We start from the raw sequence: 20479 nt of genomic DNA, 5'->3' as shown, positions 1-20479 counted from the left end.
CGCGGTTTTGCTTTACAATACGGCGCTTGAATTTCACTATTAATTTTAGCCGCACCATGAACGAGCCAACCCCTGTTTCCCCTATCCAATCCGACCGTCTGATTCTGGGCCAATATGCCGAACGCGCATATCTGGAATATGCCATGAGCGTGGTCAAAGGCCGCGCGCTGCCGGAAGTTTCAGACGGCCAGAAGCCGGTGCAGCGCCGCATTCTTTATGCCATGCGCGACATGGGTTTGACTGCGGGGGCAAAACCGGTGAAATCGGCGCGCGTAGTCGGCGAGATTTTAGGTAAATACCACCCGCACGGCGACAGCTCGGCATATGAAGCGATGGTGCGCATGGCACAGGATTTCACGCTGCGTTATCCGCTGATTGACGGCATCGGCAACTTCGGCTCGCGCGACGGCGACGGTGCGGCGGCCATGCGTTACACCGAAGCGCGTTTAACGCCGATTGCGGAATTATTGCTCAGCGAAATTAATCAAGGCACAGTCGATTTCGTGCCCAACTACGACGGCGCGTTTGACGAACCCGTCCACCTGCCCGCCCGCCTGCCGATGGTGCTACTCAACGGTGCCAGCGGCATTGCCGTGGGCATGGCAACCGAAATTCCGTCGCACAATCTCACCGAAGTCACCAAAGCGGCGATTGCCCTGCTGAAGAAGCCTTCGCTGGAAACCGCCGATTTGATGGGCTACATTCCCGCACCCGACTTTGCCGGCGGCGGCCAAATCATCACCCCTGCTGCCGATTTGCAGCAGATTTACGAAAGCGGCAAAGGCAGCGTGCGCGTGCGTGCGCGTTATGAAATCGAAAAACTGGCGCGCGGCCAATGGCGGGCGGTTGTGACCGAGCTGCCGCCCAACGCCAACGCCGCCAAGATTCTTGCCGAAATCGAAGAACAAACCAATCCGAAGCCGAAAGCCGGTAAGAAACAGCTCAACCAAGACCAGCTCAACACCAAAAAACTGATGCTGGATTTGATTGAAAAAGTGCGTGACGAATCCGACGGCGAACATCCCGTGCGCTTGGTATTCGAGCCGAAATCCAGCCGCATTGAGCCGGATGCGTTTATGAACACGCTGATGGCGCAAACTTCTTTAGAAGGCAATGTACCGGTCAACTTGGTCATGATGGGCTTGGACAACCGTCCTGCACAAAAAAACCTGAAGGCTATATTGCAAGAATGGCTGGAATTCCGTGTGATTACGGTAACACGCCGTCTGAAATTCCGCCTGACCCAAGTGGAAAAACGCCTACACATTCTCGAAGGCCGTCTGAAAGTTTTCTTAAGCATTGACGAAGTGATTCGTGTGATTCGCGAATCGGACGAACCGAAAGCCGATTTGATGGCGGCGTTTGATTTGAGCGAAATCCAGGCGGAGGACATTCTCGAAATCCGCCTGCGCCAACTCGCACGTTTGGAAGGATTTAAGCTGGAAAAAGAACTGGCCGAACTGCGCGAAGAAGAAGGCCGTCTGAATCTGCTGCTGGGTGATGAGAACGAAAAGAAAAAGCTCATCATCAAAGAAATGCAGGCAGACATGAAGCAATTCGGCGACGAGCGCCGTACCTTAGTCAAAGAAGCCGGCCGCGCCACGCTGACACAAACCACCGCCGACGAGCCGGTGACGCTGATTTTGTCGAAAAAAGGCTGGATACGCAGCCGCGTCGGCCACAATTTGGATTTGGCGCAGACCACGTTCAAAGAAGGCGACGGTTTGAAACAGACCTTAGAAAGCCGTACCGTGTGGCCGGTGGTGGTGCTCGATTCGCAAGGCCGTACCTACACGCTGGATGCCTCGGAAATCCCGGGCGGACGCGGTGACGGCGTGCCGGTGGCTTCTTTGGTCGATATACAAAACGGTGCCGAAGTGGTCGCTATGCTCACCGGCCTGCCGGATCAGCATTATCTGTTGAGCAACAGCAGCGGCTACGGCTTTATCGCCAAACTCGGCGACATGGTCGGCCGCGTGAAAGCGGGTAAAGTGGTAATGAACGTGGAAGCGGGCGAAACGGTGTTGCCGCCGGTGCCGGTATATGCTTCGTCGCTGATTAATCCGGATTGCAAAGTGGTGGCGGTGGCCGAGTGTCAAACCTCTTTATGGGAAGAAAGCAAAGCCTTGGCCTTTACGCTCAACGAACTCAAAGTCATGACCAAAGGCCGCGGTCTGCAGCTTATCAGCTTGGGCGAGAAAGAACAATTGGCACACATCGCCGTCGTCTCTACACCGGAAATCCACGCCGAAAGCGAAGGCAAACGCGGTGCAACGCATAAAGAACGCATTCAGCTCGCCGGCATCAGCGGCAAACGCGGCAAAAAAGGCAAACCTTTGCCGCTTTCGGGCCGCCTGAAACAATTATTCGGCGCAGGTTCCGTATAACCTCAGCATGATTTGGCCGATGTCATCACACTTTATGCCAAATCGTGATATTCTTTGGACAATACAGGCTGTTGCCGATTGATTGGGAACGGCAAATCCGGCAGTCATACGACAGGCTGCCGAATCATTTATTCTAATGATTAATAAAATAACAGTATCTTAATAGGTGCGCTGAACATGACAAAATTCAGTAATCAGGAATTGGACAACTTAAGCGAACGCATTCCCGGGCTGATTAATGTGGCCCGGATAGTAATCGTGTTGTCGCTACTGGTTTTCCAAGTTTTGGGGATATACAGCGGCATCAATCTGAAAAACGTGGCATTTCCAACCGTCGAATTTTATAGCTGGGCGGCGTTGTATTCCTTTTTAGTTCTGCTGTCGGTATTCCGACCGGATTGGCAATGGCAATCGCTTGATTTACCTAATGCCAGCGCGGTGGTCGATATTTCCATGATGATCATTCTGGTGTATATCGCGGGAGGGCTCGATTCGGGCTTTGCTATTTTGGTGCTGCCGTTTATCGCCACGTCTTGCCTCTTGAGCTATGGCCATTACCCGATGCTTTATGCCGGTTATGCCTCGCTTTTGTTTGTGATTTTGCTGTTTCTAGACGGCGGTATCCAATTCTCACCGCTGGAATGGAAAAACCAAAGCGTCATTACCTGCGTATTGCTGATTGGTGCCAGCTATCTGGTCGCCATGTTGACCGCTTTTGCCGCCAAATACCTTGAGCAGGCCACCGAATCGGCCAGCAAACACCAGCTTGCCTACCGCCGTATCAGCGGCTTGAATCGATTGGTGTTGAACCGCGTGCAAGAAGCGGTGATTGTGATTGATGCCGGCCAGCGTGTTTGGCTGTTCAACAAACAAGCCAAAAATTATTTTCCGAGTTTGGCAGTGGATCAACAGGAATTTGTGTTCGGCGAATTGGTGTCGCGCTGGCAATATCAGCCCGACAAAGCTTTTGAAACCGATATTCATATTTTCCAACACGCCATGCACGTGCGCGCCGTACCCCTGATTCAGGAGCAAACCGAATTGCTGATGCTGTATGTGCGTTCTTTGCGCGAAGTAGCGGCCGAAGCGATGTCGACCAAATTAACGTCATTGGGTCAGCTCACCGCCAATCTGGCGCACGAAATCCGCAACCCGATGTCGGCCATCCGCCACGCCAGCGATTTACTGCAAGATGATGAAGACATCGATCCGGTAAAAGCCAAGCTCTACGGCATCATCGACAGCAACATCCAGCGCATCGACAAAATGCTGGAAGACATTTCCCTGCTCAACAAGCGCGACAACATCAGCCGCGCGCCGATTCACCTGATGAAATTCTGGCTCGGTTTCAAGCAGGAATTTACCTTAAACAATCCTGCCGCCATCGGCTGCCTGCGTATGAACATGGAAGGCTCCAACTTAACCGTCTTATCCGACCCCATGCATTTGCAGCAAATCATGTGGAACCTATGTAACAATGCTTGGCGCCACAGCCGTCAGGATGAAAATGCCATCACCGTATTAATCCGCCCGAGCGGCCGCATGCACATCTCGATTGTGGTGGCCGACAACGGCAAAGGTGTCGCACCGGAAGTGCGCAATCATTTGTTCGAGCCGTTTTACACCACCGAAAAACAAGGCACAGGTTTGGGCTTGTACGTTGCCCGCGAATTGGCGCATGCCAACTTGGGCCAACTGCACTATCATCCTGAAATGAACGGTTTTGAACTGATTTTACCGAAGGACAGCAATGAGTAAGCTGCAAGATCCCGTTTTAGTTGTCGATGACGAAGCCGACATCCGCGACCTGATGGAAATGACCCTAATGAAAATGGGGCTGCGCGTGGAAACTGCCGAAGGTGTCGAAGAAGCCAAAGACAAGCTCGACAACAACGATTATTCGCTGGTATTGACCGACATGCGTATGCCCGATGGCTCGGGCTTGGAAGTGGTGCAATACATCGACGAACTGATGCTCGACACGCCCGTGGCCGTGATTACCGCCTACGGCAATGCTGATCAGGCGGTGGAAGCCTTAAAGGCGGGCGCATTCGATTACCTGCAAAAACCGATTACCCTATCGCAACTGCGTTCGTTGGTGAAATCGGCGGTAAAAGTGGCCGACAATGCCGAAGTACCGTCTACACCGCCACCGGTCAAACCTGCGCCTGCACCGGTGACCGCCGCCTTAAATAAACCGCCGGCTGCGATGGTTGCCCGTCAAGCGCAGTCTGCTGCCGTCAAAACTGCATCGCGTGATTTGAACAAGCCGATTTCCGTGCCCGACGGCCTGCGTTCTATGAAAGAGCGCTTCTCCGGCAGCGAAGCCATGCCATCGCAAGAAACGCCGAAACCGGGTGGCGAAGCCGATATGCCGCGCCTGCTGGGCACCTCGCCGCAAATGGTTGAAGCGCGCCATTTAATCCGCCGTCTCTCCCGCAGCGATGTGCCGGTATACATTGCCGGTGAGTCGGGTACGGGTAAAGAACAGGCCGCACGCACTATACATGAATTATCCGATCGCGCCGATAAGCCGTTTATCGCAGTCAACTGTGGTGCAATTCCGGAAAACCTGATGGAAAGCGAATTTTTCGGTTACAAAAAAGGCAGCTTTACCGGCGCCGACCAAGACCGCTTGGGCTTTTTCCAACATGCCGACGGCGGCACGCTGTTTCTTGACGAAGTGGCCGACCTGCCTTTGGCCATGCAGGTAAAACTCTTGCGCGCTATTCAGGAAAAAGCCGTGCGCCGCATTGGCGATGCCCGCGAAAGTTTTGTAGACGTACGCATTGTCTGCGCCACCCACAAAAACCTTGAAGCACTGGTCGAAAGCGGCGCATTCCGCCAAGACTTGTATTACCGCTTAAACGTGGTGTCACTGCACATGCCGCCATTGCGCGAAATGCGTGAAGATTTGGGCGCGCTGATTCTGTATTTGCTCTACAAACACCGCCACGGCAATCAAACCTACAAGCTCAGTCCCAAAGCCCAAGAAGCCCTGCTGCATTACAGCTACCCGGGCAATTTCCGCGAATTGGAAAACATTCTCGAGCGTGCCGTTGCCCTGACTGTCGGCACCGTAATCCAACTGGATGACCTGCAAATCCACAACACACCCGCCGATGATGAGCCGCGCGGCCGGCACAGTCTTTCTTTGAAAGACATTAGTGACTCCGTATCGGAAACGTCATTGAATCATGAGCCTTTGCCGCCGTTTGACCCGCGCACCATGCAGATTCAGGATTACCTCGACCAAATCGAACGCGACATCATTCAAAAGGCTTTGGAACAAACCCGCTACAACCGTACCCAAGCGGCCAAGCTGTTGGGTATAACTTTCCGTTCGATGCGCTACCGTATGGAACGCTTGAGCATTAACTAAATCATTCAAACGGTCTTGATATTTAAGGCCGTCCGAAACCACTCAGGCCGTCTGAAAAACTTTCAGACGGCCTCTGCATGAAAAAGGCCGTCCGAACACATGACTTGCATTTACCTTGCCGAATCTGCCCAAGCTTCCGCCAACGAGCTGGCATATACATTCGGTCTGACCATCGTCCGCCAATTGCCCGACAACGGCGAATACCTCTACGCCGGTTCAGACGGCATCAGCCTGTGCCGCGCCGGAGAAAAAGGCCGCGTACAAGTCGATTTTGCCGGCGGTGCCGCCCAATACCGCCGCACCAAAGGCGGTGGCGAACTCATCGCCAAAGCAGTCAACCACACCGGCAAGCCCACCATATGGGACGGAACCGGCGGCTTAGGACGCGACAGCTTTGTGTTGGCTTCGCTGGGTTTAACCGTGCATACCTTCGAACAACACCCCGCCGTTGCCTGCCTGCTGCACGACGGCCTCAACCGCGCCCTGCAACACTCCGGTACCGCAGAAATTGCACAACGCATCACACTGCATTTCGGTGACACGGCCGCGCTGATGCCGCAGTTGTCGCAACAAATCGGCCGCCCCGATGTGGTTTATCTTGACCCGATGTACCCCGAGCGGCAAAAATCCGCTGCCGTCAAAAAAGAGATGGCTTATTTCCACGGCTTGGTCGGCACGGCACAAGACGAAGCCGCCCTGCTCGGTACCGCCCGCGCCATAGCCAAAAAACGCGTGGTGGTCAAACGCCCGCGTTTAGGCGAGTTTCTCCGCGGCGAAAAACCGGCTTACCAATATTCGGGCAAAAGCACACGTTTTGATGTGTATTTACCGGATTGTCCGACTCAAGAATAGCAATAAAACAGGCCGTCTGAAATTCAGATGGCCTGTTTTTTATTCCTCGTTCGGAATTTGATTTAATTTTTTCAACAGCTTTTCCGATTTTTCCGGATCATCATTGCGCAGCAGCCTGGCAATTGGATATTCGAGCTGATTGGTATCGCTCTTCAGAATAATATCCTTCACCGACAACAAATTATTGGTGTTCATGGAAAAGCGGCGCAAGCCCATGCCGAGCAAGACACGGGTAAAAGCAGTGTCGCCGGCCATTTCGCCGCATACGGAAACGCTTTTATCCATGCGGTTGGCGGTGCGGATGACGTGCTGAATCATTTTCAATACCGCCGGATGGCTCGGCTGATACAGGTGGCTGACGGCATCATCGCCGCGGTCGACCGACAACACGTATTGAATCAAGTCGTTGGTGCCGATGGAAATGAAATCGACCATTTTCAGAATGCTGCCGACGGTCATCGCAGCCGATGGGATTTCAATCATGCAGCCGATACTGACTTCGCCGAATGCTTCGCCGCGTTCGGTCAATTGTTTCTGCACGGTTTCCAAATGAATCAGGCATTGGCGCACTTCGGACAGCGATGTGACCATCGGCCACATCATGCGCACGGGACCGTGCCGGGCGGCGCGTAAGATGGCGCGCATTTGCGTGCGGAACATCACCGGCTCGGCCAAGCACAAGCGGATGCCGGTTAAGCCCAAAGCGGGGTTCAGGCTGCCGTTGGGCGTGGCGTTTTGGCCGAACCAGCGCGGATTTTTATCCACGCCCAAATCGACGGTGCGGATGGTTAAATTCTTGCCTTTGAGCTTTTTTACAATCTCGCTGTAGACTTCGTATTGCTCGTCTTCAGACGGCATGTTTTCGCGGTTGAGATAGAGAAATTCGCTGCGGAACAAGCCCACGCCGTCGGCACCGATGTTGTGTAAAGCTTTGATGTCTTCGGCCGATTCGATGTTGGCGAGCAATTCGATGTTGATGCCGTCGGCGGTGGCGGCGGCGGTTTTCTTGAGTTTGTTCAACTCGCGCTTGTGGCTGCGGTATTCGCGTTCCAAACGTCGGTATTCGGCCAGCACCACGTCATCGGGATTAATCAGCAAAATGCCGTTGATGCCGTCGACAATGACGATTTCGTTTTCGGTAATCAGCTTGCGGGCGTTGTGCAGACCAATCACCGACGGAATATCCAAGCTGCGGCCCAAAATCGCAGTGTGGCTGGTCGGGCCGCCGGCATCGGTGACAAACGCGGTAATATGTTGTTCTTTAAACAACACGGTATCGGCCGGCGACAAATCGTGCGCGATCAGAATGGTATCTTCAAACGGATTATTGGCCAGATTCAATTCGTTGCCTTGGCCGACCAAATGATTGTGAATGCGCTGCACCACTTGCAGCATATCCTGTTTGCGTTCGCGCAGGTAGGCGTCTTCGATTTCGTCAAACTGGGCGGCAAGTTTGTCGCTTTGCTGTTTCAACGCCCATTCGGCATTGATGTTTTGCGCGCGCAATAAATCGACCGGTTCGCGTGAAAGCGTCACGTCGGTGAGCAGCATCAGATGCAGCGAAATAAACGCACCCAATTCGGTCGGGGCGTTTTCGGGAATAGCGTTACGCAGCTGCTCCAATTCTTTGCGCGTGGCTTTCACCGCCGCATCAAATCGCGCCACTTCCGCATCGATGTTTTCCGGCTCGATATCGTATTGCGGCACTTCGGTGCTGCTACGGGAAACCAAGTGCGCATGGCCGATGGCTATGCCTTTGCCCGCCGCCACGCCGTGTAGCACGATACTCATATCATTCGCCTTCGCCGAAGTAATCGTTAATCAAATCGGTCAGGGCTTGCATGACGGCGGCTTCGTCGCTGCCGTCGACTTCGATTTCAATCACGCTGCCTTTGGCGGCGGCCAGCATCATCAAGCCCATAATGCTTTTGCCGTTGACGCGGCTGCCGTTTTTGCTGACCCACACTTCGCTTTGAAAGCGTGAAGCGGTTTGGGTGAATTTGCTCGAGGCGCGCGCGTGTAAGCCCAGTTTGTTGATAATTTCGATTTCTTGCTTGAGCATGGCTTTTCCTTATTCATACACTTTCAGACGGCCTGCCGATTCAGGCCGTCTGAAAAAAATCTCTTCATGGCAACGGGTCTGATGAATACGTTTCAGACGGCCTCTGCTGCTTTTTTGCACATCAAATCGTCCGGCGTGGCCGTGATGGCAAAAATGCCGCGAATGGCCGCTTCTTTGACGGTTTCGGTAAACTCGGTCAAGTCGGTGGCGGCCGGTGCGTATTGCACGGCTTTAATCATCATCGGCGCATTCAGACCGGTGAGAATCGCCGATTTGCCTTCGCGTACCATGCGGCGGGCGGCGTTGCACGGGGTCGCGCCGAAAATGTCGGTCATAATCAATACGCCGTGGCAATCTTCCGGAAACTCCTGAATCATGGAAATGGCGCGGTTAATCACGTCGTCTTGATCTTCGTTCGGCTGTGCGCCCAAAATATGCACGTTTTCAGGGCTGCCTTCCGGGAAAAAATGATGCGCCAAACCACGGTAGGCTTCGCCTATGGTTTCGTGGGTAATGATAAGTAAGCCAATCATTTGCGTTCCTGAAATAAGGTTTTTATGGTGTCCAGATGGTTGCGGATAACCGGATAAACAAGGCCGTCCGAACGTTTCTTGGTGTAGTTTTACAGCTTTATTTTCAGGCGGCTGAGTCATTAATCCTGCTTAAGGGCGTAAATTTCGCCCAAATTGCGCCAACAGCCGGCTGCATCCATGCCGTAGCCGAACACATAGCGGTTGGGCACATCCAAGCCGACGTAATCGCCTTTGGTCGGCTTTTCTTTGCCGATTAGTTTATTGGCAAACACCGCCGCACGGCAACTGGCCGCGCCCATTTCCAACAGCTTTTCCTGAATCGCGTGCATGGTGTGGCCTTCGTCGAGAATGTCATCCAACACCACCACATGGCGGCCGCGGATTTGCCCGGCATCGGGCATACGTTTCCAATTGAAATTACCGCCCTGCAATTTGTCGCCGTAACGCGAAACATGCACATAATCAAAGTCGAGCGGAAAGCGCAACAGCGGCAATAATTGGCCGGTAAATACCACCGCCCCGCCCATCACGGGCAGCAGCAGCGGATATTTGTCGCCCAAATCGCGGGTGATGTCGTCGGCCACTTTCTGCAACGCAGCTTGGCATTCTTCTTGGCTGAACAACAATTCGGCGTTGTCGAGCATGGCTTGGGTTTGATGGCGTTTGGTTTCGGGATCCATTTGTCTGTACCGCTGAAAATCTAAAATCCGATTATAACAGCAGGGTTACGACGGCGGCTAAAATATCGCAATACACAATGATAATCAGGCCGTCTGAAAACTTTTTACCAACCCTTTGCGCTATAATATGCCCTTGACTTTTTTCAGACGGCCTATCCGCCATGACGCAGCATTCCGACCCGTTCCAACATTTCGAAAACCTCGACTCCCCCGCCACACAAGACTTCGCTGCCCAAGCGCACCGAGAAACCCAAGCGCGTTTTATGGCAAACGATGCCGCGCGCACACTTTCAGACGGCATTTTGGCGCAAATGCAGGACACGCGCCAAATTCCGTTTTGCCAAGAGCATCGCGCGCGCATGTATCATTTCCATCAAGACGCGGAATACCCGAAAGGTGTGTACCGCGTCTGCACCGCCGCGACATACCGCTCGGGCTATCCGGAATGGGAAACCTTGTTTTCAGTGGCCGATTTCGATGAGATTTTGGGCGATGACGTTTACCTCGGCGGCGTGTCGCATTTGGTGGAAAAACCGAACCTGGTCTTGCTGACCTTGAGCCGCGCAGGAGGCGACACGGCCTATACCTTGGAAATGGATTTGGCCGCCGGCACACTGGTGGACGGCGGTTTTCACTTCCCTGCCGGCAAAAACCACATTTCATGGCGCGATGAAAACAGCGTGTGGGTATGCCCTGCATGGGACGAGCGCCAACTCACGCAAGCGGGCTATCCGCGTGAAGTGTGGCTGGTCGGGCGCGGGCAGAGTTTTGAAGAAAGCATGCCGGTTTTCCAAATCGACCGCGGCGGCATGATGGTCAATGCCTGGCGTTATCTCGACCCGCAAGGTTCGCCGATTGACTTAATCGAAGCCTCACAAGGTTTTTATACCAAAACCTATTTGCAGGTTTCCGCGCAAGGCGAAGCCAAACCTTTGAACCTGCCGGAAGATTGCGATGTGGTCGGCTATTTGTCCGGCCATTTGATGCTGACCCTGCGCAAAGACTGGCATCGCGCCAACCAAAGCTACCCGAGCGGCAGCCTGTTGGCAGTAAAGCTGAACAAAGGCGAACTCGGCGCGGCGCAATTGTTGTTCGCACCCAATGACACGCAAGCCTTGGAAAGCGTGGAAACGACCAAGCGTTTTGTGGTCGCCGGCACTTTGGAAAACGTGCAAGGCCGTCTGAAAGCATGGCGTTTTGCCGATGGCGCTTGGCAGGAAGCCGAGTTGCCGCGCCTGCCGATGGGCGCATTGGAAATGACCGACCAGCCGTGGGGCGGCGATGTAGTGTATTTGGCCGCCAGCGATTTCACCACGCCGCTGACCCTGTATGCCTTGGATTTGAACGTGATGGAACTCACCGTCATGCGCCGCCAACCACAGCAGTTTGCCGCCGACGGTATTCAAGTGCGGCAGTTTCGGGCAAGTTCGGCAGACGGCACACAGATTCCTTATTATCATATCGGCAAAAACGTTTCAGACGGCCTCACGCCGCACACACCGACTTTGGTGTATGTATACGGCGGCTTCGGCGTGCCCGAATTGCCGCATTATTTGGGCAGCATCGGCAAATACTGGCTGGAACAAGGCCATGCGTTTGTATTGGCCAACGTACGCGGCGGCGGCGAATTCGGCCCGCATTGGCATCAAGCCGCGCAAGGTTTGCACAAACACAAAAGCACCGACGATTTGCTCGCCATCGTTGACGATTTAAGCCGTCGCGGTGTGAGTTCGCCCGCATGCATCGCCCTGCAAGGCGGCAGCAACGGCGGCTTGGTGGTAGCGTCTGCCTTTGTACGCCAGCCGGAAAGCTTCGGTGCGATGGTATGCGAAATGCCGCTGACCGATATGCTGCGCTATCCTTTATTGTCGGCCGGTTCAAGCTGGACAGACGAATACGGCAACACACAAAAATACGACATTTGCCGCGATTACTGGCAGCAGCATTCGCCCTACCACAACCTTTCAAACGGCCGACTCTATCCGCCTGCCTTAATCACCACCAGCTTGAGCGATGACCGCGTTCACCCCGCCCACGCGCTGAAGTTTTACGCCAAACTGCACAGCCACAGCCCGCAATCGTGGCTGTATTGCCCCGACAACGGCGGCCACACCGGCAACGGCACGCAACAGGATTCCGCCGACGAACTGGCCTGTATTCTGACGTTTTTAAACAGTTTTTTAGTGAAAAAGGCCGTCTGAACGGCAAAATCCCCGTTCAGACGGCCTGCAAACAGCGTTCCCATGTAAAACCCACCCGCTTAACCTATTGATAACAAACAAAAACAAAATGCTGCTTGTAGGATAAAAACAGCCTATGATAATATGCAGCGTAACGAAAGCATTCCTTGAAAATGCATAAAGTGCATTTTTAGATGGAAAACTCTAAACGAATTCGGTAAAATACATCCGATTTATTTTATTTTTTCAAACCCGCCGCAAGGCATATAAGGAACGACTAACATGTCAAATATCGAACAACAAGTTAAAAAAATTGTTGCTGAACAACTGGGCGTGAATGAAGCCGAAGTAAAAAACGAATCTTCTTTCCAAGACGATTTGGGCGCAGACTCATTAGACACCGTTGAATTGGTAATGGCTTTGGAAGAAGCTTTCGGTTGCGAAATCCCTGACGAAGAAGCCGAAAAAATCACCACCGTACAATTGGCTATCGACTACATCACTGCCCACAACAACTAATCCGTAGCCTCCCTGACACACCGGCCTCTGCTGCGATTTCGCATACAGGGGCTTTTACCTTATTAGATATGCTTAAAATTAGAGAAAAATTCTAATTTTCAGACGGCCTCAACAGCATTTTTGCCTTGCCGTCCACCAATCCCGATTAACGACAGCGAGATTATCATGAGTCAACGAAGAGTAGTCATCACAGGCCTCGGCCAAGTATCACCGGTCGGCAACGACGTCGCCACCGCATGGAGCAACCTGCTCGCAGGCAAAAGCGGCATCGGCATGATTACCCGCTTTGACGCATCCGAAATCAACAGCCAAGTCGCCGGCGAAGTACGCGATTTCGATATCGGCGAATACATCAGCGCCAAAGAAGCCCGCCGCATGGATGCCTTTATCCACTACGGTTTGGCTGCTGCCTTGCAAGCCATTCAAGACGCCGGCTTGGACGACACCCCTGATTTGGACAAAGACCGCATCGGCGTGAACATCGGTTCGGGCATCGGCGGCATGCCGAGCATCGAAGCCACCGGCATTGCGGTGCAAGAAGGCGGAGCGCGCAAAATCAATCCGTTCTTTATTCCGGGTTCGCTGATTAACCTGATTGCCGGTCATGTGACTATCTTAAAAGGCTACCGCGGCCCTTCATACGGCATGGTATCGGCGTGTACCACCGGGGCGCACTCTATCGGCGATGCCGCGCGTTTGATTAAATACGGCGATGCAGACGTGATGGTAGCAGGCGGTGCCGAAGGCTCCATCAACTTATTGAGCGTTGGCGGCTTTGCGGCCATGAAGGCTTTGTCGACCCGCAACGACAACCCTACCGCAGCTTCCCGCCCGTGGGATAAAGGACGTGACGGCTTCGTGATTGCCGAAGGTGCCGGCGTATTGGTATTGGAAGAATTGGAACACGCCAAAAAACGCGGTGCAAAAATCTATGCTGAAATCGTCGGCTTCGGTATGAGCTCCGATGCCTACCACATTACCGCACCAAACGAAGAAGGCCCTGCTCTGGCCGTGACCCGCGCATTGAAAGATGCCGGTTTGAACGCAAGCGATGTGCATTATGTTAATGCACACGGCACGTCTACCCCATTGGGCGATGCCAACGAAACCAGAGCTCTGAAACTGGCTTTGGGCGAACACGCTAAAAATGTGGTGGTGAACTCCACCAAATCCATGACCGGCCACTTACTGGGCGCTGCCGGCGGCGTGGAAGCCGTGTACAGCATCATGGCAATTCACGATCAAAAATCGCCACCAACCATTAACTTGGAAGATCAAGACATCGAAGCAGGCTGCGATTTGGACTATTGTGCCAACGAAGCACGCGACCTGAACATCGATGTCGCCATTTCTAACTCTTTCGGTTTTGGCGGCACCAACGGTACACTGGTATTCAAAAAATTTGAAGGCTGATAATTTAATTTGAAAGGCCGTCTGAACAACAATATTGTTCAGACGGCCTTTTTGTATGGATAAATCCTAAGGTTTACCTACTATAGTGAACCCACTTTAAAATAGTACGGCGTTGGCTCGCCTGGCCGTATTATCTATACTGTCTCCGGCTCTCCGCCTTGTCCTATTTTTAAAGTGAATCCACTATAATATTTACCTACTGATAAAGGTATACCCAACGCCGATTAATCCGTTTTATGACTTTGAACTTGATATTCACACCATGCCAAAACCTCTTCCAAGCCGGATAATTCTTCACCCATACCATCGGTAAACACGCGCCAATCCGGCAGGTATTTATCCTGCAATAAGGAAATTACGGGAATACCTTGCCCGATGGCCTGGGCATATTCATCAATCAAGCCGCCGTTTTCACTTTCGGCATGACCGAATTTATTAAACACCAAAATATCGGGCGGCGCTTGCAAGGCTTCGCGGATGACTTCAGAAGAAGCCGCCAGACCGCTTGGATCAAGCAGACAGGCATCGATGGTGCAGCCTTGATCATACATAATGGTATATACCCTGCTATCCGTTAAAGACTGCACACGTTTGCGTAATTTTTGGCCGTTTTCATCCAAAGGATTCAACAAACCCGCTACCTTTAATCCCTGCTGTTGCCAATGCTGCACCGCCTGCCATAAGGCTTGTAATTCGCGGGTTCCTTCACCTTGATACATCAACACGGCAATCGGTTTCATGGTTTTGTCTCCGGTTATAAACGGATAAAAGCTTATGCTAACTCTGCCGCAGTGGCAAGCTTTTCTCGAAGCCGTCCGAATACCGTATCCAATTCCCAGCGCTTGATGTCTTCTACCCCCAAAACAAAAAAGGATGTCGGGTTCCCAACATCCTTTTCAGACGGCCTATCCGCTTAAATCACTTCCAAAGTGAAATAATGGCGCAATTTTTCATACACGTTGTCCGTAACGTTGATGCAACCATTGGTCATGATGCGTTCAGCCACCAATGGCGAAGCGATACGTTCCATGCGGCGCTCGGAAGGTTTACCCAACCAAACGCGATGCAATGCAAATAAAAAATCGTGCTCTTCTTTAAAACCGATTACCTCACCGCCATAGCCCGATTTTTTCGTAGCCATGATGGTCATAGGGAAAGTCCCCTTAGGCGTGGTTTTACCGATAAGCACAGGGTGGCATTGTTTATCATCAGCAAAGCACAATTCGGCTTTAGCGGTATCCACAATGACCTTCTTACGCTTCACATAATCGCTGACCGTATCGGCACTGGCAAACGTGTTCAAGCCCAATACTAAGGCCATAGTTAACCAAACTTTTTTCAAATTCTATCCCATTACTGACGGATACGTTGCGGTGTGGTCACCACTTCGCGGATAATCACTTGCGGCTCTGCTTTAGGTGCGGGAGGAGGACAGGCGGCATCTTTAGGGAATACGGGATTCCAGTGGAAGCTGCGCGCAAATTTATTTTTATCATAGATTACTTTGTATTGACAAGTGGTGATGCCTTCTACACCTGAAGTGTTATCAGGATCCACGCCTACGCCCGGAGTATAAAAGTGGAACAGGTAATCCCATTCGCGCACGCCAACCATGCCTTCATCGTAATGCGGACGCCCCAAGATTTTGTATATGTCGTCTTTGGTCAAGCCCGGACGCATTTGATCCAACTCATCCCAAGTCGGGAACGTACCGCGGTCGTTATTGAAGGTCAATGAATAAGGCTTAGGAAACACCGGGTTATCGGTGGTACCTTCCGGCGTGATATCGCTCTTGGTCGCACATGCTGCCAACAAGCCGGTTGCCAATAACGACAAACCGATTTTAACGATTTGATTAGTTTTCATAAGATAATCCTTGTTGATTTCCCAAACCGCCTTTTCCAGACGGCCTTAATTGATTCCGGCACTATCCTGCTGCCGCTTTCTTAAAAAATAACTACATGGCATTTTCAATCCTGATTGGCCAAAATGTCGCATTTCCAATGTCGTCAGAAACTGACATTTATTGTCACTTTGCAACAATTTCATTCAACAACAACCTAAACCGTCAATCTCGTTGTTTTGACATCAGAATATGCTTTAATCACACATTCTACTATTAGGTGTTGTTTTATTTGGAATTTCACTAATTGATTGAAAACACCCTATTTCTGCTTAATATACCATGCAATTTTCATGCCATATTTTAAATTCATATTGTTTATCACATCAAAAGGCCGTCTGAAACAATTTACGTTCAGACGGCCTTTGCTTAAGTTACCAAATCACCACCGATTCGATTATCCTTCTACTTTCACTTCAACGCGACGGCCTTCTTGCTCATTGCCGACTGCGCCGGTGGTGTTTTCAGGCTTACGCAACTCAATATTCGCTGCATCCACGCCTTGCGCTTCAAAGAAAGCTTGAACAGCTTGAGCACGTTGTTTAGACAATTCCTCATTGGCTGCCGCATTACCAGTGCTGTCTGCAAAACCACTGATTACCAGTTTTTTGCCTTCTTTACCGGCGGCAATTATTTCTGCAACGATGGCATCCGCACCTTCAGCAATGTCGTTTTTACCGGTCGCAAAGTAGAATTTAGCCACACCATCTTCCACCAATACACGAGCCGCCGAATCCGCCTCCTGAACCACAGGATCAGTTGTTGAAGCCACAGCGGGCGTTGCGTCAGAAGCTGCAGGAGCAGCCACTTCAGATGCAACAACCCGCGCAGATGCTTCAGCAAGAACTGCTACATCAGAAGCAGCAGAGGCGCCGGCTTCAACCGGTGCAGGTGCCGTAGCAGGTTCTTGTTTGTTACCACAGCTCTTGAAGGCAAACAATGCTGCCAAAGCAGCCAAACCCAACACAATCCATTTACCTGCGCCGCCTTTTTTGGCCGCTACAGGTGCTGCCGCAGCCGCAGATGCATTCGCGGCAGAAGCTGTTGCCGCTGCGCCGGTTGCACCCAAACCGCTAATCACATTAGTCAGGCCGCCGAACAAACCGCTCAAGCTGCCGATACCCAGTGCCGACAACATGTTCGGGCCCAATACGCGTGATAACCAGCTCTGTTGTTGACCCAACAAGCCCAGCAATTGGCTGCCGCTCAAGTTGCCACTTTGTACTTTACCGCGCAAAACAGACAGTACCAAAGGCAATGCCAATGCCAGCAAAGAACCTGAAGATGCTTTAGAAATACCGCTTTCTGCTGCAATTTGGTCGGCCACGTTTGGCGCATTACCGCCCAACAGGTCAGGCAGCAACTGTTTGCCCAAATCAATCAGGCTGCCTGCGCCGTTACCGGTGGCAACATCAGCAACCGCAGTATTCAAACGTGCGCCACCCTCACCGGTAATCAAATCCAACAAACCTGAAGCGTTGGCAGTATTGCCGCTAACATGTTTCACCAAACCGGCGATAATCGCAGGTACCGCCAAACCGGCTGCTTGCGTGCTGTTTTCAGCGGCTTCGCCGTTGGCCGTTAAAAATTGCCCCAACACATCGCCCACTTGGCCTTGCAACAAGTTACCTAAATCTAAAGACATATCCATTTCCTTGTATGTTTGTTGTAGAAACTCCGCATATTCGCGAACTAATAACCATACTACATGAGGCATTATTATTTGTAACAGCGAATTTCATTAAATTAATGAGTTTTTACAGAGTACATCATAAAACATACTAAAATTGGAATTAAAGAAACGGATTATGTCGCTTTTCATGTGAAATAGTCGTCAATCTGCCGTGCCCGGGTATAACCTGCGTTTCAGGCGGCAATACCAAAAGCTTACTACGGATATGATTGATTAAATCTTCATGATTACCTCTCGGGAAATCTGTGCGACCGATTGTCTCGTAAAATAACACATCGCCCGCAACCAGCAGATTTTCCGAAGCGCAATAAAAGACCACATGCCCCGGTGTATGGCCGGGAATATGCAATACTGTAAATTCGTATTGGCCGACTGTCAGTATCTCACCCTCACTCAACCAACGGGTCGGCACCACCGCAGGCGACACCGGAAAGCCGAATTGTGCCGTGGTTTGCGGCAACGCCTGCAGCAAAAACTCGTCTTCCCTATGCGGCCCTATAACCGGCACGGGGCATTTCTTCAAAAACTCATCCACCCCGCCCGCATGATCCAAATGCCCGTGCGTGAGCCACATTTCTTTTACCGTCAGCTTTTTTTCCGCAACCTGCTTCAACAAAAACAGCACATCGCCGCCCACATCAGTCAAAACCGCTTCATGCGTTTCATCATCCCACAACAGCGAACAATTCTGACGAAACGGCGTAACCGCCATAATCTCAACCTGTAAAGCCATGATTTGATTCCTTCCCGGCCGATATGCATATTTCAGACGGCCTACTAGTATAATACAATATAGTTTCTTAAATTATTATAAGAAACGGAAACGAACACCATGAGACTCATCATACCCATTTTTACCGCGCTTTTCATCTCAAGCCGATTGTTTGCCGCCGATTTATTGCTGGCACAAGAATACAAAAATCAAAACATTCAAGGCTGGGCGATGAGCGAGAAACTCGACGGCGTTCGCGCCTATTGGGACGGCAGCAAACTCATCAGCCGCCAAGGTTATGCCTTCACACCGCCCAAAGGCTATACCGCCGATTTCCCGCCCTATCCGCTGGACGGAGAACTGTACAGCGGCCGCCAACAGTTTGAACACATTTCCGCCGCCGTCCGCCGCCACAACGGCAGCTGGCAAGACATCAAACTGCACGTCTTCGATGTTCCGTCCGCCCAAGGAAATCTTTACCAACGTCTGGCCGTGCTGCAAAAATGGCTGCACGCCCACCCTAAAGCCCCGATTGTCATCATCAAACAGATAGCGGTCAAAAACCGGGAACATGTGTTCCAACACCTGAAACAAATCGAAGCCTTGGGCGGCGAAGGCGTGATGCTGCGCAACCCCAATCTTGCCTACGCCGGCGGGCGCAGCGACCAACTGCTCAAACTCAAAAGCATTCAGGATGCCGAATGCACCGTCACCCGCCACTACGAAGGCAAAGGCAAAAACAGCGGCAAACTGGGCGCAATCGGCTGCAAAAACCAACTGGGCGAATTCAAAATCGGCAGCGGCTTCAAAGATGCCGACCGCCTCAATCCGCCTCCCGTCGGCTCAGTCATCACCTACCGCTATCGTGGCTTTACCAAAAAAGGCACGCCTAGATTCGCCACCTATTTCCGCAAACGCAGCGACCGCTGAACTATCGTGAAATAACCTCAAAACACTGCCGTCTGAAAATACGGTTGCAGCACAACCTCGATCACATCAAGACTTGAACTAGCAAGATAACTATATGTTACTAAACAATATAATTCCGGTTAAATTCAAAAATACCCATTTTGCCAAAGTTAAAATTTTACGGCGGGATAGGGGCGGGATAGTTCGGCGGGGGTTTTGGTCTGAAAGCGGTCAATTTGCGGTCGATTTTTTTACCCGTTTTTCAGACGGCTTGCAGTTGTTCGGCCAGTTCGGGGGGATTGGTGCAGCAGTTTCAGGGCTGTGCCGCCGGGGTGGCGGCGCCCTGCTCCCATGATTGGACGGTTTGCGCCGATATGTTCAGAGCAGGCGGGCAAATTCGGTTTGTGTGGCGGTGTGCAGCGGGTGGCGGGCGGTCAGTTTGACGGTGTGCCGTGCGGTGCGGATTTGTTCGGGGTCATATCTGCTCTTTACAGGATTTCTTTGGCTTTTTCCAATACAGCCATTATTTCGGCTGCGCTCATTGGTGGCGGCGGGCTGATGGCTGTGCCTGTGTGGTCGATTTCCTGCTTGTCGCTGTAACCGTGCTTGGTTAGCAGCAGTTTGGCAAAGGCGGCGTTATATTCGCCGGTTAATCCGCCGTTAATCAGGCGTATTTCCTGCATGGTCTGCACCTGCTCTGCTACGGCGGCGATTTCGGGGCTTTGGCGGGTATATTCGGCCAGTGTGCTGCGGTTTTTGCCAAGATACAGGGCTAGGCCTGCCAAGGTGGGCAGGGCTTCGCCTGCGGGTAGGTTTTCAATGTAGATTTGGGCGGCTGCGATAAGCTCCGCTGTTCATTCGCTTGGTCGTGCCATGGTTGGTTTTCCCTGTTACCGAATGTGCCATTGTACGGCTTCTGTGCTGCGCTGCAAGTTCTTACGAGTCTGAAATGTAATGAAATTTACGGGTTATCCGCTATGCTGCAAGGTTGGATTACTAAAAAATACTAAATTAACCTTAACTTTTGCTAACAAGTGCGAACGGGTTTTCAGACGGCCTGCGCTGGTGTTGGTGGTGAAAATGATAAAAAAGTAGTTAAGAAAGCGGTAAATATAATGGATTCACTTTAAAATAGGACAAGGCGGTGAGGCGAAGGCAGTATAGATAATACGGCTAGGCGAACCAACGCCGTACTATTTTAAAGTGGATTCACTATGATTTATATTGAGTGGATTGACGATAGCTTCCCGCCTA

The 20479-nt window shown here is 51.8% G+C and carries 18 protein-coding genes; 8 read left to right on the top strand and 10 right to left on the bottom strand.

Annotated features, from left to right (window positions below; translation table 11 throughout):
* Positions 1–56: 56 nt before the first annotated feature.
* From parC to H4O27_RS12610, 4 genes are all read left to right on the top strand, one after another.
* Positions 57–2387 carry a DNA topoisomerase IV subunit A gene (gene parC, locus H4O27_RS12625; RefSeq protein WP_165009083.1) on the top strand — a complete coding sequence of 777 codons (2331 nt, stop codon included), beginning with the start codon at positions 57–59 and terminating at the stop codon, positions 2385–2387.
* A gap of 177 nt (positions 2388–2564) precedes the next feature.
* Complete coding sequence (locus H4O27_RS12620; RefSeq protein ID WP_165009081.1) at positions 2565–4145, top strand: ATP-binding protein; 1581 nt, start codon at positions 2565–2567, stop codon at positions 4143–4145.
* Positions 4138–5769, top strand: coding sequence for a sigma-54-dependent transcriptional regulator (locus tag H4O27_RS12615; RefSeq protein ID WP_165009079.1), 1632 nt, complete (start codon positions 4138–4140; stop codon positions 5767–5769). Before H4O27_RS12620 ends, H4O27_RS12615 begins: the two co-directional genes overlap by 8 nt.
* A 99-nt stretch (positions 5770–5868) precedes the next feature.
* Positions 5869–6621 carry a class I SAM-dependent methyltransferase gene (locus H4O27_RS12610; protein ID WP_165009077.1) on the top strand — a complete coding sequence of 251 codons (753 nt, stop codon included), beginning with the start codon at positions 5869–5871 and terminating at the stop codon, positions 6619–6621.
* Between the two features lie 39 nt (positions 6622–6660).
* Here H4O27_RS12610 and ptsP read toward each other — a convergent pair whose 3' ends face one another.
* The 4 genes from ptsP to H4O27_RS12590 all read right to left on the bottom strand — a co-directional run bounded on the left by ptsP (position 6661) and on the right by H4O27_RS12590 (position 9896).
* Complete coding sequence (ptsP, locus tag H4O27_RS12605) at positions 6661–8412, bottom strand: phosphoenolpyruvate--protein phosphotransferase (RefSeq protein ID WP_165009075.1); 1752 nt, start codon at positions 8410–8412, stop codon at positions 6661–6663.
* Position 8413: 1 nt separating this feature from the next.
* Complete coding sequence (locus H4O27_RS12600) at positions 8414–8683, bottom strand: HPr family phosphocarrier protein (RefSeq protein WP_165009073.1); 270 nt, start codon at positions 8681–8683, stop codon at positions 8414–8416.
* Between the two features lie 92 nt (positions 8684–8775).
* Positions 8776–9216, bottom strand: a complete 441-nt coding sequence (locus H4O27_RS12595) for a PTS sugar transporter subunit IIA (RefSeq protein WP_165009072.1) — start codon at positions 9214–9216, stop codon at positions 8776–8778.
* A 119-nt stretch (positions 9217–9335) separates the two neighbouring features.
* Complete coding sequence (locus tag H4O27_RS12590; protein ID WP_165009070.1) at positions 9336–9896, bottom strand: hypoxanthine-guanine phosphoribosyltransferase; 561 nt, start codon at positions 9894–9896, stop codon at positions 9336–9338.
* 161 nt (positions 9897–10057) lie between these two features.
* Here H4O27_RS12590 and H4O27_RS12585 point away from each other — a divergent pair, with 161 nt between their 5' ends.
* The 3 genes from H4O27_RS12585 to fabF all read left to right on the top strand — a co-directional run bounded on the left by H4O27_RS12585 (position 10058) and on the right by fabF (position 14008).
* The gene (locus H4O27_RS12585; protein ID WP_165009068.1) at positions 10058–12097 is read left to right on the top strand and encodes a prolyl oligopeptidase family serine peptidase; all 2040 of its coding nucleotides are present in this window, start codon (positions 10058–10060) and stop codon (positions 12095–12097) included.
* Between the two features lie 261 nt (positions 12098–12358).
* Positions 12359–12595 carry an acyl carrier protein gene (gene acpP / locus H4O27_RS12580; RefSeq protein WP_165009066.1) on the top strand — a complete coding sequence of 79 codons (237 nt, stop codon included), beginning with the start codon at positions 12359–12361 and terminating at the stop codon, positions 12593–12595.
* A 165-nt stretch (positions 12596–12760) separates the two neighbouring features.
* On the top strand, positions 12761–14008 hold the full coding sequence (gene fabF / locus H4O27_RS12575; RefSeq protein ID WP_165009064.1) for a beta-ketoacyl-ACP synthase II: 1248 nt from the start codon (positions 12761–12763) through the stop codon (positions 14006–14008).
* Between the two features lie 224 nt (positions 14009–14232).
* Here fabF and H4O27_RS12570 read toward each other — a convergent pair whose 3' ends face one another.
* The 5 genes from H4O27_RS12570 to H4O27_RS12550 form a co-directional block, all read right to left on the bottom strand.
* Positions 14233–14748, bottom strand: coding sequence for a DUF2478 domain-containing protein (locus tag H4O27_RS12570; RefSeq protein ID WP_165009062.1), 516 nt, complete (start codon positions 14746–14748; stop codon positions 14233–14235).
* Between the two features lie 173 nt (positions 14749–14921).
* Positions 14922–15329, bottom strand: a complete 408-nt coding sequence (locus H4O27_RS12565) for a murein L,D-transpeptidase (RefSeq protein ID WP_165009147.1) — start codon at positions 15327–15329, stop codon at positions 14922–14924.
* A gap of 32 nt (positions 15330–15361) precedes the next feature.
* A complete protein-coding gene (locus tag H4O27_RS12560) occupies positions 15362–15874 on the bottom strand; it encodes an outer membrane protein assembly factor BamE (RefSeq protein ID WP_165009060.1) in 513 nt (170 codons plus the stop codon).
* 434 nt (positions 15875–16308) lie between these two features.
* The gene (locus tag H4O27_RS12555) at positions 16309–17556 is read right to left on the bottom strand and encodes an OmpA family protein (protein ID WP_165009058.1); all 1248 of its coding nucleotides are present in this window, start codon (positions 17554–17556) and stop codon (positions 16309–16311) included.
* 148 nt (positions 17557–17704) lie between these two features.
* Entirely contained in the window at positions 17705–18337 is a 633-nt protein-coding gene (locus H4O27_RS12550) for an MBL fold metallo-hydrolase (protein WP_165009056.1), read from the bottom strand.
* Between the two features lie 99 nt (positions 18338–18436).
* On the opposite strand from H4O27_RS12550, the gene H4O27_RS12545 reads away from it, so the two are divergent.
* Entirely contained in the window at positions 18437–19246 is an 810-nt protein-coding gene (locus tag H4O27_RS12545; protein ID WP_165009054.1) for a DNA ligase, read from the top strand.
* 467 nt (positions 19247–19713) lie between these two features.
* Here the strand turns inward: H4O27_RS12545 and H4O27_RS12540 are convergent, their stop codons facing one another.
* Positions 19714–20067, bottom strand: a complete 354-nt coding sequence (locus H4O27_RS12540; protein WP_371865580.1) for a terminase small subunit — start codon at positions 20065–20067, stop codon at positions 19714–19716.
* Positions 20068–20479 lie beyond the last annotated feature (412 nt).

This window comes from Neisseria yangbaofengii, from assembly GCF_014898075.1.
Classification (GTDB): domain Bacteria; phylum Pseudomonadota; class Gammaproteobacteria; order Burkholderiales; family Neisseriaceae; genus Neisseria; species Neisseria yangbaofengii.
The sequence above is the reverse complement of the archived record's forward strand: the minus strand, read 5'-3'. Positions and strand labels throughout refer to the sequence as shown.